At 74.1% G+C, this 14,133-nt stretch carries 6 protein-coding genes; 5 read left to right on the top strand and 1 reads right to left on the bottom strand.

Going from position 1 to position 14,133, the window contains the following annotated elements; translation table 11 throughout:
- The first annotated feature begins 113 nt into the window (after nt 1–113).
- From LB823_RS23970 to LB823_RS03955, 5 genes are read left to right on the top strand one after another with little or no spacing between them, the layout of a single operon-like run.
- Nucleotides 114–5,597, top strand: coding sequence for a type I polyketide synthase (locus tag LB823_RS23970; RefSeq protein WP_224645478.1), 5,484 nt, complete (start codon nt 114–116; stop codon nt 5,595–5,597).
- The gene (locus LB823_RS03970) at nt 5,594–10,039 is read left to right on the top strand and encodes an amino acid adenylation domain-containing protein (RefSeq protein WP_224645477.1); all 4,446 of its coding nucleotides are present in this window, start codon (nt 5,594–5,596) and stop codon (nt 10,037–10,039) included. Before LB823_RS23970 ends, LB823_RS03970 begins: the two co-directional genes overlap by 4 nt.
- Nucleotides 10,036–11,463 (top strand): ABC transporter ATP-binding protein, encoded by a 1,428-nt coding sequence (locus LB823_RS03965; RefSeq protein ID WP_224645476.1) that lies wholly within the window; start codon nt 10,036–10,038, stop codon nt 11,461–11,463. Before LB823_RS03970 ends, LB823_RS03965 begins: the two co-directional genes overlap by 4 nt.
- On the top strand, nt 11,460–12,335 hold the full coding sequence (locus LB823_RS03960) for an ABC transporter permease (RefSeq protein ID WP_224645475.1): 876 nt from the start codon (nt 11,460–11,462) through the stop codon (nt 12,333–12,335). Before LB823_RS03965 ends, LB823_RS03960 begins: the two co-directional genes overlap by 4 nt.
- Before the next feature lie 19 nt (nt 12,336–12,354).
- Nucleotides 12,355–13,293 (top strand): LLM class flavin-dependent oxidoreductase, encoded by a 939-nt coding sequence (locus LB823_RS03955; RefSeq protein WP_224645474.1) that lies wholly within the window; start codon nt 12,355–12,357, stop codon nt 13,291–13,293.
- Nucleotides 13,294–13,335: 42 nt separating this feature from the next.
- Here the strand turns inward: LB823_RS03955 and LB823_RS03950 are convergent, their stop codons facing one another.
- Complete coding sequence (locus tag LB823_RS03950; protein ID WP_224645473.1) at nt 13,336–14,055, bottom strand: fibronectin type III domain-containing protein; 720 nt, start codon at nt 14,053–14,055, stop codon at nt 13,336–13,338.
- Nucleotides 14,056–14,133 lie beyond the last annotated feature (78 nt).

Below are 14,133 nucleotides of genomic sequence, written 5' to 3'. Positions count from 1 at the left end.
CGGCGACTGGCCCGTAACAAGCGGGCCTTAAGGACCGAACGAGACAGTAGGAGCACGGTCGCTGGGGAGCGACCGTCGGACCGCAATCGTCCACAGGGGATAGGGGATTCGTCGTGAGGGATGAGGTAAGTGCAACCCGGGTGTGCGGAGAACCGGCGCACCGCGAGCCGATCGCCGTCGTCGGCATCGGATGCCGCCTGCCGGGCGGTGTGCGCTCCGCCGACGACTTCTGGAAGCTGCTCGACGAGGGGCGCGACGCGATCGTCGACATCCCCGCCGACCGGTGGAGCACGGACCGGTACTACGAGTCCGAGCGCACGCCGGGCAAGAGCCGGGTGCGACGCGGCGGCTTCCTGACCGACCCGGTGGACGAGTTCGATCCGGCGTTCTTCGGGATCTCCCCGGTCGAGGCGAGCTCGATGGACCCGCAGCAGCGGCTCCTGCTCGAGGTCGCGTGGGAATCGATCGAGGACGCCGGGCTGCGCGCCGAGGACCTCGAGCGCTCGCAGACCTCGGTCTTCACCGGGGGCTTCACCCTCGACTACAGCCAGATGCACTTCTCCACGTCCGCCGCGGAACCGCCGACGGTCGCCGCGCACACCGCGACCGGCGTCGTGATGACGATGCTGTCCAACCGCATCTCGCACGCCTTCGACCTGCTCGGACCCAGCATGTCCGTCGATACGGCGTGCTCGTCGTCGCTGGTCGCGATCCACCTCGCGTGCCAGTCGATCTGGAACGGCGAGAGCGAGCTCGCCCTCGCCGGCGGCGTCAACCTGATGCTCAGCCCGAACTTCACCATCGCCGCGTCCACGGGCGGCTTCCTCTCCCCCACCAGCACGTCGCGGGCGTTCGACGCGGCGGCCAACGGTTACGTCCGCGGCGAGGGCGCCGCCCTCGTCGTGCTCAAGCCGCTCGCGCGGGCCCGCGCCGACGGCGACCGGATCTACGCGACGGTGCTCGGCACCGCCGTCAGCCAGGACGGGCGCACGAACGGCATCACCGTGCCCAACGGCGACAGCCAGAAGCGCGCCATCGAGGCCGCGCTCGCCCGCGCGGGCGTCGCCGCGGACTCCGTGGACTACGTCGAGGCGCACGGCACGGGCACCCCGGTCGGCGATCCGATCGAGGCCACCGCGATCGGCGAGATCTACGGCGCCGACCGGCCGGCGGACCGCCCGCTGGTGATCGGCTCGGTCAAGACGAACCTGGGGCACCTCGAGGCCGCGGCGGGCGTCGTGGGCTTCATCAAGTCCGCCCTCGCGCTCGGTCACCGGCGCGTGCCGCGGCACCTGCACCTCGACGCGCTCAACCCCGCCATCGACCTCGACCGGCTGCGGATCCGGATCGCCACCGAGCCGACCCCGCTCCGCCCCGACGGGCCCCTGCGCGCGGGCGTGAACTCCTTCGGCTTCGGCGGCACCAACGCGCACGCGATCCTCGAGTCCGCCCCCACCGCCGACGCGCCCGCCGCGCCTGCCGAGGACGTCGTGCGCGACGGGATCGCGGTCGTGCTGCCCCTCGCGGCGCGCGGCGAGGACGCCCTCGCGCAGCTCGCGGGCGCCTACGCCGGACTCGCGGCGACCGAGGGCGCAGCGCCGCTGGCCGGAGCGCTCAGCCACCGGCGCAGCGCCCACCGCGCCGCGCGCCTCGCGGTGATCGCCGCGGACGCCGCCGCGACCGCGGACGCGCTGCACGCCGCCGCGGAGGGCGTCCCGCACCAGGCGGTCCGGACGGGATCCGCGCTCGCCGACGCCCGGCCCCTCGCCTTCGTCTACACCGGCATGGGCCCGCAGTGGTGGGGCATGGCGCGCGGCCTGCTGCAGCACAACGCCGTCTTCCGCGCCGCGGTCGACCGCTGCGACGCCGCGATCGCGCCGCTCGCCGGCTGGTCGCTCACGGCCGAGCTGCTGGCTCCGGAGGCGACGTCCCGCATGCAGGAGTCCGTGGTCGCCCAGATCGCGAACTTCGGCGTGCAGTACGCGCTGACCCGGCTGTGGGAGTCGTTCGGCGTCCGGCCCGATCTCATCGTCGGACACAGCGCCGGCGAGGTCGCCGCCGCACTCGAGGCCGGGGCCCTGACCTTCGACGACGCGATCACCGTGATCGTGCATCGCGCCCGCCTCCAGCACACGGCGAGCGGGACCGGCCGGCTGCTGGCCGTCGCACTCGGCGAGGCCGCGGCCTCCGAGCTGCCCGAGGTCGCGCGCGGCGAGGTCGAGTTCGCCGCCGTCAACAGCCCCGGATCGGTGGCCCTCGTCGGGGCGCTCCCCGTCCTGGAGTCGCTCGCGGAACGGCTCGGCTCCGAGGGCGTCTTCGCGCGCCTCGTTCCCGGCGACGTCCCGTACCACAGCCGCGCGATGGACCCGCTCGAGGCGGAGCTCCGCACGGTCCTCGCCGGGCTCGCCCCCGGCGCACCGTCGATCCCCCTCTACTCGACGGTGACCGGCGCCCGGGTTCCGGCCGACGGCTCCGCGCAGCACGACGCCGCGTACTGGTGGGGCAACATCCGCCGGCCGGTGCTGTTCGGCGCGGCCGCCGACGCCATGCTCGCCGACGACGCCGTGACCTTCCTGGAGATCGGCCCCACGGCAGTGGTGGGCCGGGCGATCGCCGAGACCGCCGGCGCCCGCGGGCGCCCGGTGACGACGGTCGCGTCGCTGCGCCGCGACGGCGAGGACGCCGAATCCTTCGCCGCGGCGCTGGCGGACCTGTGGGTCCACGGCATCGACGTGGACTTCTCCCCGCTCGCACCCCGCGCCCCGATGCTGCCGCTGCCCGCCTACCCGTGGCAGACGGGCCGGTACTGGTCCGAGGGCGACGCCGGGCGCCGGGAGCGGCTGGCGGACACCGTCGAGCCCTATCTCGGCAACCGTTCCGACGGTGCCCTGCCCGCCTGGCGGCGCCTGCTGGACGGCACCGCGCCGCGGTCGCTCGCCGACCACGTGGTGCACGGCGCGACGCTGTTCCCCGGTGCGGGCTACCTCGAGATCGCGGCCGAGGTCGCGCGCGACGAGTACGGCGCCGCCGCGTGCACCCTGCAGGGCGTCGAGTTCGAGACCGCGCTGGTGCACGGCGGCGGCGGGACGTACCTGATCGACACCAGCCTCGACGCCGATTCCGGCCGGATCGCGATCCACGGCAAGGTGCCCGGCGCCGGCCGGTGGTCGCGGCACGCGACCGCGACGCTGCGGCCCGCGCCGTCGGTCGCACCCCGCGTCGACCTCGCCCCGATCGCGGGCGCGCCGGTCCCGGAGGACGAACTGTACGGGCTGTTCCGCGACGCCGGCTTCGTCTACGGGCCCGCGTACCGCCTGCTGCACGACGTGACCGTCGGCGATGGCGCCGCTTCGGCCCGGATCCGGGCCGTCTCCGCGGAGCCCGTCGCGGACCGGGCGCCGATCCTCGAGCCGAGCGTCCTCGACGCGGCCTTCCAGCTGCTGCTCCCGCTGGCCTTCCAGCGCGCGGAGGGCGCCAAGCTCATTCCCGTCGGCGTCGACCGCGTGGTGATCCACGGGCGGCCCGAGGGCCCCGTCGTCGCCCGGGCCACCGCCCGGACCTCGCCCGACCCCGCCACGATCAGCGGCGACGTGATCCTCGCCGGCGACGACGGCCGGGTCCTCACCGAGGTGGAGGGCTTCACCGTTCGGATCCTCGACGACGCCGCCGCGGCGCCGCAGCGCGTGGGCACCGACTGGGTGTACGAGCAGGCCTGGGAGCCGCAGCCCGCGGACGACGCCGAGCGCGCCTCCGCCGAGGGCGTGTGGCTGCTCCTCGCGGACCGCACCGGCGCCGCCGACGGCCTCGCCGAGCGACTGTCCGCCGCGGGCGGCACCCCGGTGCTGCTCCGCACGGGCGCCGTCGCCGACGGTGCCCTGCCGCCCGCCGACCGCGCGGCCCTGGCCGCCGCGCTGGACCGCACCGTCCCCGACGCGGGCCTGCGGGGCATCGTCCACCTCTGGTCGCTCGACGCCCGGCCCGACGCACCCGACCCGCTGCGCTGGACCGCGCACGAGGCGGTCCTCTCGGTGGTGCACCTCGCGGCCGAGCTCGAGCAGCGCGGCCTGGCGGCGCCGACCTTCCTGGTCACGGACGGCGCCCAGCCCGTCGCCGGCGGCGTGTCCGCGGCGGGGCTGCTGCAGTCCACGCTGCTCGGCGTCGGCCGGGTCCTGCACCACGAGCTGAGCGGGCTGCAGGCCCGCCTGGTGGACCTCGATCCGCAGGACCGGGACGCCAGTGCCGCCCTGCTGTTCGACGAGCTCACCGTCACCGGCAGCGACGAGGACCAGGTGTCCTTCCGCGGCGGGGCGCGGTTGGTCGCGCGCCTGTACCCGTCGGCCCGCTCCGGCGGCCGGATCCCCGCACGGATGCGCCCCGACGGTTCGTACCTCGTCACGGGCGGCCTCGGCGCGCTCGGCAGGCTGGTGCTCGTCGCCCTCGCGGAGCGCGGCGCGGGCCACCTGATCGTGACCAGTCGTTCGGGCCTCCCGGCGCGGGAGACCTGGGACGACCTCACCGATCCCGCGCAGCGCGATGCCGTCGTCGCGGTCCGCGCGGCGGAGGCGGCGGGCGCGACCGTGCACGTCGTGGCCGTGGACGTGACGGACGCCGGCGCCCTCACCACGTGCCTGGCGCGGCTCCGGTCGAGCGGCGCGCCCGCGCTGCGGGGCGTGATCCACTCCGCCGGCGCGGTGGACGACCAGATCCTGGTCCGGATGACGCAGGAGCAGGTCGAGCGCGTCGTGCGGCCCAAGGTGCTGGGCGCCTGGGCCCTGCACGAGGCGACGGCCGGCGAGCCGCTCGACTTCTTCGCCCTCTTCTCGTCGATCTCGGCGGTCATTCCATCGCCGGGCCAGGGCAACTACGCCGCCGGCAACGCCTTCCTGGACGCGCTGGCCCACTACCGCCGGGCGCAGGGCCTGCCGGCGCTGTCGATCAACTGGGGCCCGTGGGACGCCGGGATGATCGCCAGTCTCGGCCTCCGCGACCTGTACGGGCAGCGCGGGATCGACCTCATCGACCCCGCGACGGGCATGGACCTCCTCGCGGAGCTGCTCGGCTCCGGCGAGGTGCAGCAGGGCGTGGTGTCCGCGCACTGGCCCACCGTGGTCGAGAGCTACGCGCTCACCCCGACCCTCGTCGCCCACCTGGGCCGGACGGAGGGAGACGCGGAGGGAGACGGCGAGTCGATCCTCGACCGGCTCGGCTCCGCCGCGGCGGACGACCGCGCGCCGATTGCCGCGGACGGGGTGCGGCTCACCGTGTCCCGCGTGCTGCGGATGGCGGAGGAGCACATCCCCGACGACGAGCCGCTCGGCCGCCTGGGCGTGGACTCGATGCTCGCCACCGAGCTGCGGATCCGCGTGGAGCAGCAGTTCCGCGCCGCCCCGTCGATCGCCTTCCTCCTCGACGGCGCGACGGTGGCGACGATCGCCGCCGAGCTGCTCGCGACCCTCGACTTCTCCGCGGGCGACGTCGAACCCGACGCCGAGGTCGACGACCTCGCGTCCCTGCTCGCGGACCTGGACGACGAGGCCGTCGCCGCCCTGCTCGCCCAGTCCGAGACCACCGAACCCAACGCCGGAGGCCCCCGATGACCGAGATCGAAGACCGCCTGGCGGCGCTCAGTCACGCCCAGCGCCGCGCCCTCCTGGCCCGGCTCGGGAAGGCACCGTCGGCCGCGCCCGCCGCGGCGCCGATCACGCGCCGCGTGCGCGAGGGCGACGCCGTGCGGCTCTCGGCCACACAGGAGAACATGTGGTTCCTGGAGCAGTTCCACCCCGGCACGACCATGCACGTCATGTCCGGCGTCGCTCGGCTGCCGATCGACGTCCCCCTCGACGTCTTCACCGACTGCCTGGCCGAGGTGATCGCGCGGCACCCGGTGCTGCGCACGCGGTTCGGCATGGAGGACGGTGAGCCGGTCGCCCGGATCGCACCCGCCGAGCGGCCCGAGGTCGGGTTCCTCGACGGTGTCGACGACGAGCGGATGTGGGACCGGTTCCGCGAGGACGCACGGACCCCGTTCGACATCGCCCGCGAGCCGCTGCTGCGGGCGACCCTCGCGCGCAGCGCCTCCGGCGGCACGTGGGTGCAGATCACGCTGCACCATATGGTGGCCGACGGCTACTCCACCGGCATCCTCTTCGCCGAGCTGGGCCGGCTCGCCACGGGCCGGCTCGTCGGCCGGCTGCAGCAACTCCCCGAGGTCCCGTTCCAGTACGCCGACGTGGCGCTCTGGGAGCGGGAGCGCGCGGAGGCCGACGCCGACGCCGCGGACATCGCCTACTGGACCGGGCGGCTCGACGGTGCGCCGACCGCGCTGACCCTCCCGACGGACCACCCCCGCCCGGCCCGTCAGGCCTACCGCGGCCGCCGGACCGAGTTCGCGCTCACCGCCGAGCAGACCGCGGCGATCCGCACGTTCAGCGCCGAGCACGGCGTCACCCCCTTCGTGACGGTGCTCGGCGCGTACGCGGTGGTCCTGGGCCGCTGGTCCGCGCAGGACGGCGTCGTCGTCGGCGTTCCCGTCGCACAGCGCTCCCAGCCGGGTTCGGAGCAGGTGATCGGCCCGTTCCTCAACACGCTCGCGCTGCCCGTCGCGCTCGAGCCGGGCGAGACGGTCAAGGGCCTGCTCGCGCAGGTGAACGCCACCGTGCGCGAGGGCTTCACGCATCAGGACGCGCGCTTCGACCGCGTGCTCTCGGCGCTCGATCTCGGCCGCGACCCGGCGCGCCCGCCGCTGTTCCAGGCGATCCTCAACATGCAGGAGGACCGCAGCGCGCCCGAGATGCAGCTGCGCGACCTGTACAACGGCTGCGCCAAGTTCGACGTGCTGCTGAACGTCACCACCACGCCCACCACGATGATGGGCACGCTCGACGTCGCGGCGGACCTGTTCGACCAGGAGACCGCCGACGCGCTGATCGACTCCTTCGTCGCGGTGCTCGAGGCGGTGACCGCGCCCGGATCCCCTACGGGAACCGAGATCTCGACGTTGCCGCTCTCGACCGTCCCGGCCCCGGCCGACTCGCCGGCCCCGCAGCCCGCCACCCCCGCGCTCGACGCGTACGTGCTCGCCGCGGCACGCGGTTCCGCCGACCGCACCGCGATCGTCGCCGGCGCGGAGCGGATCACGTACGCCGAGTTGGACGCCCGGGTCGAGCGGCTCGCCGCCCGGATCGCCGAGCGGCTCGATGCACCGCCGCAGACGCCGGTGGGCCTGCTCCTCCCGCGGTCGGCGGAGGTCATCGTCGCCATGCTCGCGACGCTCCGGGCCGGCTACTCCTTCGTGCCGCTCGACCCCGCCTATCCGGCCGAGCGCCTCGAATTCATCTGCGCCGACGCGGGCGTCCCCGCGCTGATCACCACGGCCGGGAACCTGGCCGAGGTGCCGGGCCTGGACCTGCCGTGGATCGCCGCGACCGACGTCGCCGACGCGCCCGCCGGGCCGGCCCCGGCCCCGTCGACGGAGGACCCCGCGACCCGGACCGCCTACATGCTGTACACCTCCGGCTCCACGGGACGCCCGAAGGGCGTGCGGGTCTCGCACCGCAACGTCGTCACCTTCCTCGAGGCGATGCGCGCCGAGCCGGGCATGGCACCGTCGGACACGCTGCTGGCCGTCACCAGCCCGTCCTTCGACATCGCGATCCTCGAGCTGCTGCTCCCACTCGCCACCGGGGCGCGGGTCGTCATCGCCGACGGTGACGACGCGCGAGACGGCGACCGGCTCGCGGCGCTGCTCGACGAGCACGCGGTCACGGTCATGCAGGCCACGCCCACCACGTGGCACCTGCTGCTCGACGCCGGCTGGTCCGGCACCCGCGGGCTGCGGGCGCTCTGCGGCGGCGAGGCGATGCCCGCCGTGCTCGCGGGCCGGCTCCTCGCCGGCGCCGACGAGTTGTGGAACATGTACGGCCCCACCGAGACCACCATCTGGTCGACGGTGCACCGGGTCACCGAGGCCGACGTCGCCGCGGGCGCGATCCCCATCGGCCACCCGATCCGCGGCACCGGCATCGTGGTCGCGGACGCCACCGCCGCCCCCGTCCCCGACGGGGTGTTCGGCGAGCTGTGCATCATCGGCGACGGCGTCACCCTGGGCTACCACGCGCGCCCCGAGCTCACCGCCGACCGCTTCGTGACGCTGGCCGGGTCGGAGCGCGCCCGCGCCTACCGGACGGGCGACCTGGTGCGCCGATTCCGGGACGGGCGGATCGAGTTCGGCGGCCGGATCGACACCCAGGTGAAGGTGCGCGGCTTCCGCGTCGAGCTGGGCGAGATCGAGAGCGCCCTCGAGACCGCGCTGCCCGGCGTCCGCGCGATCGCCGCCGTGGACGCGGCCGGTGCCGCGATCACCGCCTACCTCGAGTGTCCGGCGGAACGGCTGGGCGACACGGGTGCCCTGCTCGCGAGCCTGCGGGAGACGCTGCCGCCGTACATGGTGCCGAGCGCGTTCGCCGTCGTCGACGCGTTCCCGCTGACACCGAACCGCAAGATCGACCGCAAGGCGCTCGCGGCCCGGGGCGGCGCACCGGTGGCACTGGCCGCCGCGAGCGGCACCGAGTACCTCGCCGCCCGCACCGACCTGGAGCGCGACCTCACCGCGATCTGGACCGACCTGCTGTCGTTGCAGACGGCGCCCGGCGTCCGCGACGACTTCTTCCTCCTCGGCGGCCACTCGCTGCTCGCGACGAAGCTGGTCTTCCGGGTGCGGGAGAAGCTCGGCCGGGTGGTGCCCCTGCCCGCCCTGTTCGCGGGCGAGCTGACGATCGAGCGGCTGGCGGCGATCCTCGAACAGGGCGGCGCGGGCTTCGAGAGCTCGTTGGTCCTCGCCGACGAGGTCGTTCTGCCGGAGCACATCCGGCCCGCGCCGGGCGCGCCCGTGCGCGACGTCACCGACCCCCGGAACCTGTTCGTCACGGGCGCGACGGGCTTCGTCGGCGCATTCCTCCTCGCGGAGCTGCTGGACACCTCGTCGGCCACGATGCATTGCCTGGTCCGCGCCGGATCGCCCGATGAGGGGTTCGACCGGATCCGGAGGACGATGCGCGACTACGGGATCTGGCGCGACGCCTACGCCGCCCGGATCGTCGCGGTGCCGGGCGATCTGACGCGCCCCCGGCTCGGCCTCGACGACGCCGCCTGGGCGGAACTGGCCGCCACCGCGGACGGCATCATGCACTGCGGCGCCGACGTGAACTTCCTTCGGCCCTATCCGACGCTGAAGTCCGCGAACGTCGACGGCACGGTGCAGGTGCTCGCGCTCGCGTGCGACGGCCCCGTCAAGCCCGTGCACTTCGTGTCGACGACGTACGTCTTCTCGCGGTTCTCGTACCCGCAGGACACCGTCTTCGCCGAGGACGACCGCAGCCCGGTCCAGGATCCTCGCTTCACGTTCGGCTACACCCAGTCCAAGTGGGTGGGCGAGCAGCTCGTCTTCGAGGCCCGTTCGCGGGGCGTGCCGACGTTCGTCTACCGCACGGGCCGCGTCGCGGGCCACAGCCGCACCGGGGCGTGCCAGCTGTCGGACTTCCTGTGGCAGACGATCCGGCTCGGCGTCGCCCTGGGCGCGGCGCCGACGATGGACATGTCGACCGACATCACCCCCGTCGACTACGTGGTCGGCGCGATCGCGCACCTGGCGCGGCAGCAGCACCTCGCCGGGCGCACGTTCCACGTCGTCTCGTCGGAGACGGTCGCGGTGCCGGACCTGGTGCGGTGGATGTCCGACTTCGGTTACGCCGGCGAGGAACTGCCGTTCGGCCAGTGGTGCGAGCGCGCCGCGGACCTCGCCGAGCGCGAGGGCGACGAGACGGCCGCCGCGCTGGCGCCGTTCCTCTCGGCGACGCCGCTGGACAACATGCCCGATGCGACCTTCGACGACGCGAACGTGCGGGAGGGCCTGGCCGGCACCGGCATCGCCTGCCCGCCGATCGACGGCGCGCTGCTGCGACGCTACTTCGAGTGGTTCATCGACTGCGGGTACCTTCCGGCGCCGTCGTCCCTGGATCTCCCGGAGAGCGCGGCGTCATGACCGATTCCACCTCCCGCGCCTCCGTGGAGCGGACGACCACGACGCTCCGCGAGCGGCGCCGCCGCACACCGGTGCCGCCCGCCAACCCGCCGATGCTGCCCACCGGGCGGATGAGAGCGTCCCGCCCGGCGGTGTCCGCGTCCCGGCCCATACCGACCGTGGCGCGACCGCTCCCCTCCGGGCCCGCGCGCCCGGCGGCGCGCGTGTCACCGCCCGCCGACCCGCCGCAACAGGCGCGCCCGGCGGTGGCCACTGCGAGGCCGACGGCCGTCGGCTCGTCCGCCCCGCCCGTGCCGGCGGCCCCGGCGCCCGCTGCCGCACCGTCCGCCACGCCGGCTCCGTCGGCTTCGCCTGCCCAGTCCGCTCCGGCCGCTCCGGCCGCTCCGGCCGACCGGGCGTCGATCCCGCAGCCGCCCCTCCGCCCGACGGCTCCGCCCGCGCGACCGTCCACACCCGCGTACCCGCCCGGGCCGGGGCGGCCCGCGCCGGCCGGCCGCGCGGCGCCCGGCGCCGGACCCGGTGCTCCGCCGGTCATCAGCGTCCGGAACCTGGTCAAGAGCTACGGCGACGTACGCGCGGTCGACGGCGTCTCCTTCGACGTGGCGGGCGGCAGCACGTTCGCCTTCCTCGGCACCAACGGCGCGGGCAAGTCGACGACGATCAGCTGCATCACCACGCTGAAGTCCGTGTCGTCCGGCTCGATCCACGTCGCGGGCCTGGAGGTGGGCAAGCAGGACCTCGACATCCGCCGGGCCATCGGCGTCGTCTTCCAGGAATCCCTGCTGGATCCGGTGTTGTCCGTCCGGGAGAACCTGGCACTGCGGGCGACCTTCTACGGCATCGACGCGAAGACGACCAAGGAGCGGATCGCCGGGCTGTCGTCGCTACTCGGGCTGGAGGAGTTCCTCACCCGCAGGTACAAGGCGCTGTCGGGCGGGCAGAAGCGGCGCGCCGACATCGCGCGCGCCCTGATCCACCAGCCCCGCATCCTGTTCCTCGACGAGCCGACGACGGGCCTGGACCCGGACTCGCGCGACCGCGTGTGGTCGACGATCCTCGACCTGCAGAAGCGGCTGCGGCTGACCGTCTTCCTCACCACGCACTACATGGAGGAGGCCGAGCGCGCCGACCGCATCGCGATCATCGATCACGGCCGGATCGTCACGGCGGGAACGCCGACGGAGCTGCGGAGCGCTCACGCGAAGGACGAGTTGCGGGTCACGCTGCGGGACCCGCGGCGCTTCGACCAGCGGTTCGGGCCGCGCGCGCGGAGCAACGGCAGCGAGCGGAGGATCGCCGTCGAGTCCAGCGACGAGGCCAGGGCCCTGCTGCGCGACTTCGACGCCGAGATCGTCGATTTCGAGTTCCGGCACGGCACGATGGACGACGTCTTCCTGGCCATCACCCGGGGAGGTGCGCGATGACACTCGCGAACCTGACCCGCCGCAACGTCGTCGTCTTCTTCCGCGACCCTGCGGCGGTGTTCTTCTCCCTGCTCTCGCCGATCATCCTGTTCGTGCTGTTCTCCGCCTTCCTCGGCGGCGTGCAGACCGATGCGCTGCAGAAGTCGATCCCCACCGCGAGCCCCGACGACGTCGACGCCTTCGTCTATTCCTGGGTGATCGCCAACCTGGTGATGATCACCACGGCCACGACCAGCCTGTCGGCGCTGGTGGTGTTCGTGAACGACAGGGTGGGCAACGTCTTCCGCGACTTCCTGGTCTCGCCGATCAGCCGGTTCCAGATGATCCTGAGCTACCTGCTCGGTGCGTTCGTGGTGTCGACGGCCCTGAGCACCACGGTGTTCGTGCTCGCGGACGTCTACCTCGGTGTCGTCCATTCGGCGGCGCTGTCGGCGGGCGCGTTCGCGCAGGCCCTGGCGCAACTGGTCGGCTTCTGTCTGCTGTTCTCCGCGATCTGGAGCTTCGTGGTCACGTTCATCGGTTCCGCCGGCGTGTTCACCTCGGTCGCGACGATCGTCGGCACGGCGGGCGGCTTCCTGGCGGGCGCCTACATCACCGTCGGCGCCCTGCCGAGCGGCGTGGTGACCTTCATGAACGTCCTCCCGCTGAACCAGGCCGCGACTCTGATGCGCGGGCCGTTCACCCGCGGTCCGCTCGACGCGCTCGTCGGATCCTCCGAGCCTGCCCGCGCGACGGTCGAAGCGGAGTACGGCCTCCTCCCGTACATCGCGTCCGCGCAGGTCCCGGCCTGGGCGATCTGGTTGCTCTTCGCGGCGCTGTTCGTCGTCTTCGTCCTCCTCGGCGCCTGGCGCATCGGCCGCAGGATCGGGTGAACGGTCGTAGCCTGGCCTCATGAGCCCCGCGAGTTTCTCCGTCTCGATCCCGCAGATCCTCGACGGCGCCTTCGACGCCGCCGGTGTCCGCGATTACCTGGTGCGGGCGGAGGAGCTCGGCTTCGAGGGCGCGTGGACGTCGGAGCAGACGGTCGGCGGCGCGGCGATGCTCGCCCCGCTGGAACTGCTGTCGTGGGCGGCGGCGTGCACGAGCCGGTTGCGCCTCGGGGTGGCGGTGATCGTCTCTTCACTGCACGATCCGCTGCAACTGGCGGCTGCGGCCACGTCCGTCGATCGGCTCAGCCACGGGCGTCTCGACCTGGGGCTCGGCTCGGGCGGCGACTTCCGCCCGTTCGCCGCGTTCGGCGTCGCCCGCGAGAGCTTCATCGCCTCGTACACCGAGGGCGTCGAGCTCATGAAGGCCGCGTGGGCGGACGGTCCGACGGTGACCTTCGACGGGCGCTTCCGTCAGGTCGACGGGGTGTCGATCCCGCTCAAGCCGGTGCAGCGGCCGCATCCGCCGCTGTGGTTCGGCGGCGGTGCCCCGAAGGCGCTCGCCCGGGCCGTCCGGCTCGGGGACGGCTTCCTGGGCGCGGGATCGTCCACCACGGCGCACTTCCGCGGGGCGGTGGGCACCGTCCGCGAGGAACTGGCGCGGCACGGACGGGACGCCGGCGGGTTCCGGATCGGCAAGCGGGTCTACCTGGCCATCGACGACGATCCCGCCGCCGCGCGCCGCGCGGCGGACGAGGGCCTGTCCCGGATCTACGGCGCGCTGGCGACACGGTTCGGCGACGTCGCGGTGACGGGGACGCCGGAACAGGTCGCCTCCGGCATCGCCGAGGTCGTCGACGCGGGCGCGCAGACAGTCCTGCTCAATCCGATGGGCTTCGACGTCGCCGCGGACCGCGAGCAACTCGAGCGGCTGCACGCCGAGGTCCTCCCCCTGCTCGGTTGACAGGCCCTCCGCAGCAGGGACCGGTCGCGCGGTCCCCGCGGGTCATCCCAGTACCCGGCGGCTCGACGCCGCGGCGTTGTCCGCGTGGGCCCGGCTGCGCGAGGCGGGCGTCACGCACACCACGTCGCCGGCGTACGCCTCCCGCCAGACGAAGCCCTGCCGGCAGGTGTTGGGCCCGTACGCCCCGCCGCCCGGCTGCCGACGGGATGCCGCGAGCCGGTTCTCCTCCGCCGTCGCGGTCCGGGTGGACGGCGTCACGCAGACGCGATCGGAGGTGCGGGCCTCGCGCCAGACGAAGCCCTGCTTGCAGGTGTCCGGGCCGTACGGCAGGTTCGGTCGGGCCGTGATCGACGCCTCCTCCCAGGGCGAGCACGTCGAGCTGCTCAGGACGTGGGTCTCGCAGCCCTGGACCTTCACGGTGTACGTGACGCCCGGGTTCACGGTGGTGATCCGGAAGCTTCCGCGGCGGCCACCGGCGACCGCGTGCTGCGTCTCCGCCCGGCCCGGGCGGCTCCACCGGACGTTGTACGCGTCCCACTCCTGATCGCCCTTCCACTCGACCACGATCGTGGTCCCCGTCTGGTACAGGTTGTCGATGCACGGCTGACCCACCGCGCACAGCACCTGATCGCCGCCGACCGGCACGGCCGTGGCGGGGGCGGGAACGGCGAGGACGCCGCACACGACGGCGCCCCAGGCCACCGCCGCCCCGAGATACCGCGTACCGCGGGGACGATCGCTCCTGTTTGTCCGAGTGCTCATGATGTCTCCTTCGGCCGGGCTGCTGATCCGCCGAGTCAACCGCCGCCACGGCCGCGTGGATAGCGTGCCGGACTACTC

The sequence above is a fragment of the Tsukamurella sp. M9C genome (assembly GCF_020169415.1).
Classification (GTDB): domain Bacteria; phylum Actinomycetota; class Actinomycetes; order Mycobacteriales; family Mycobacteriaceae; genus Tsukamurella.
The sequence above is the reverse complement of the archived record's forward strand: the minus strand, read 5'-3'. Positions and strand labels throughout refer to the sequence as shown.

Excerpts from the sequence above, each read along its gene's own strand:
- LB823_RS03970 (WP_224645477.1), top strand. The coding sequence starts at position 5,594 with ATGACCGAGATCGAAGACCGCCTGGCGGCGCTCAGTCACGCCCAGCGC.
- LB823_RS03965 (WP_224645476.1), top strand. The coding sequence starts at position 10,036 with ATGACCGATTCCACCTCCCGCGCCTCCGTGGAGCGGACGACCACGACG.
- LB823_RS03960 (WP_224645475.1), top strand. The coding sequence starts at position 11,460 with ATGACACTCGCGAACCTGACCCGCCGCAACGTCGTCGTCTTCTTCCGC.
- LB823_RS03955 (WP_224645474.1), top strand. The coding sequence starts at position 12,355 with ATGAGCCCCGCGAGTTTCTCCGTCTCGATCCCGCAGATCCTCGACGGC.
- LB823_RS03950 (WP_224645473.1), bottom strand. The coding sequence starts at position 14,055 with ATGAGCACTCGGACAAACAGGAGCGATCGTCCCCGCGGTACGCGGTAT.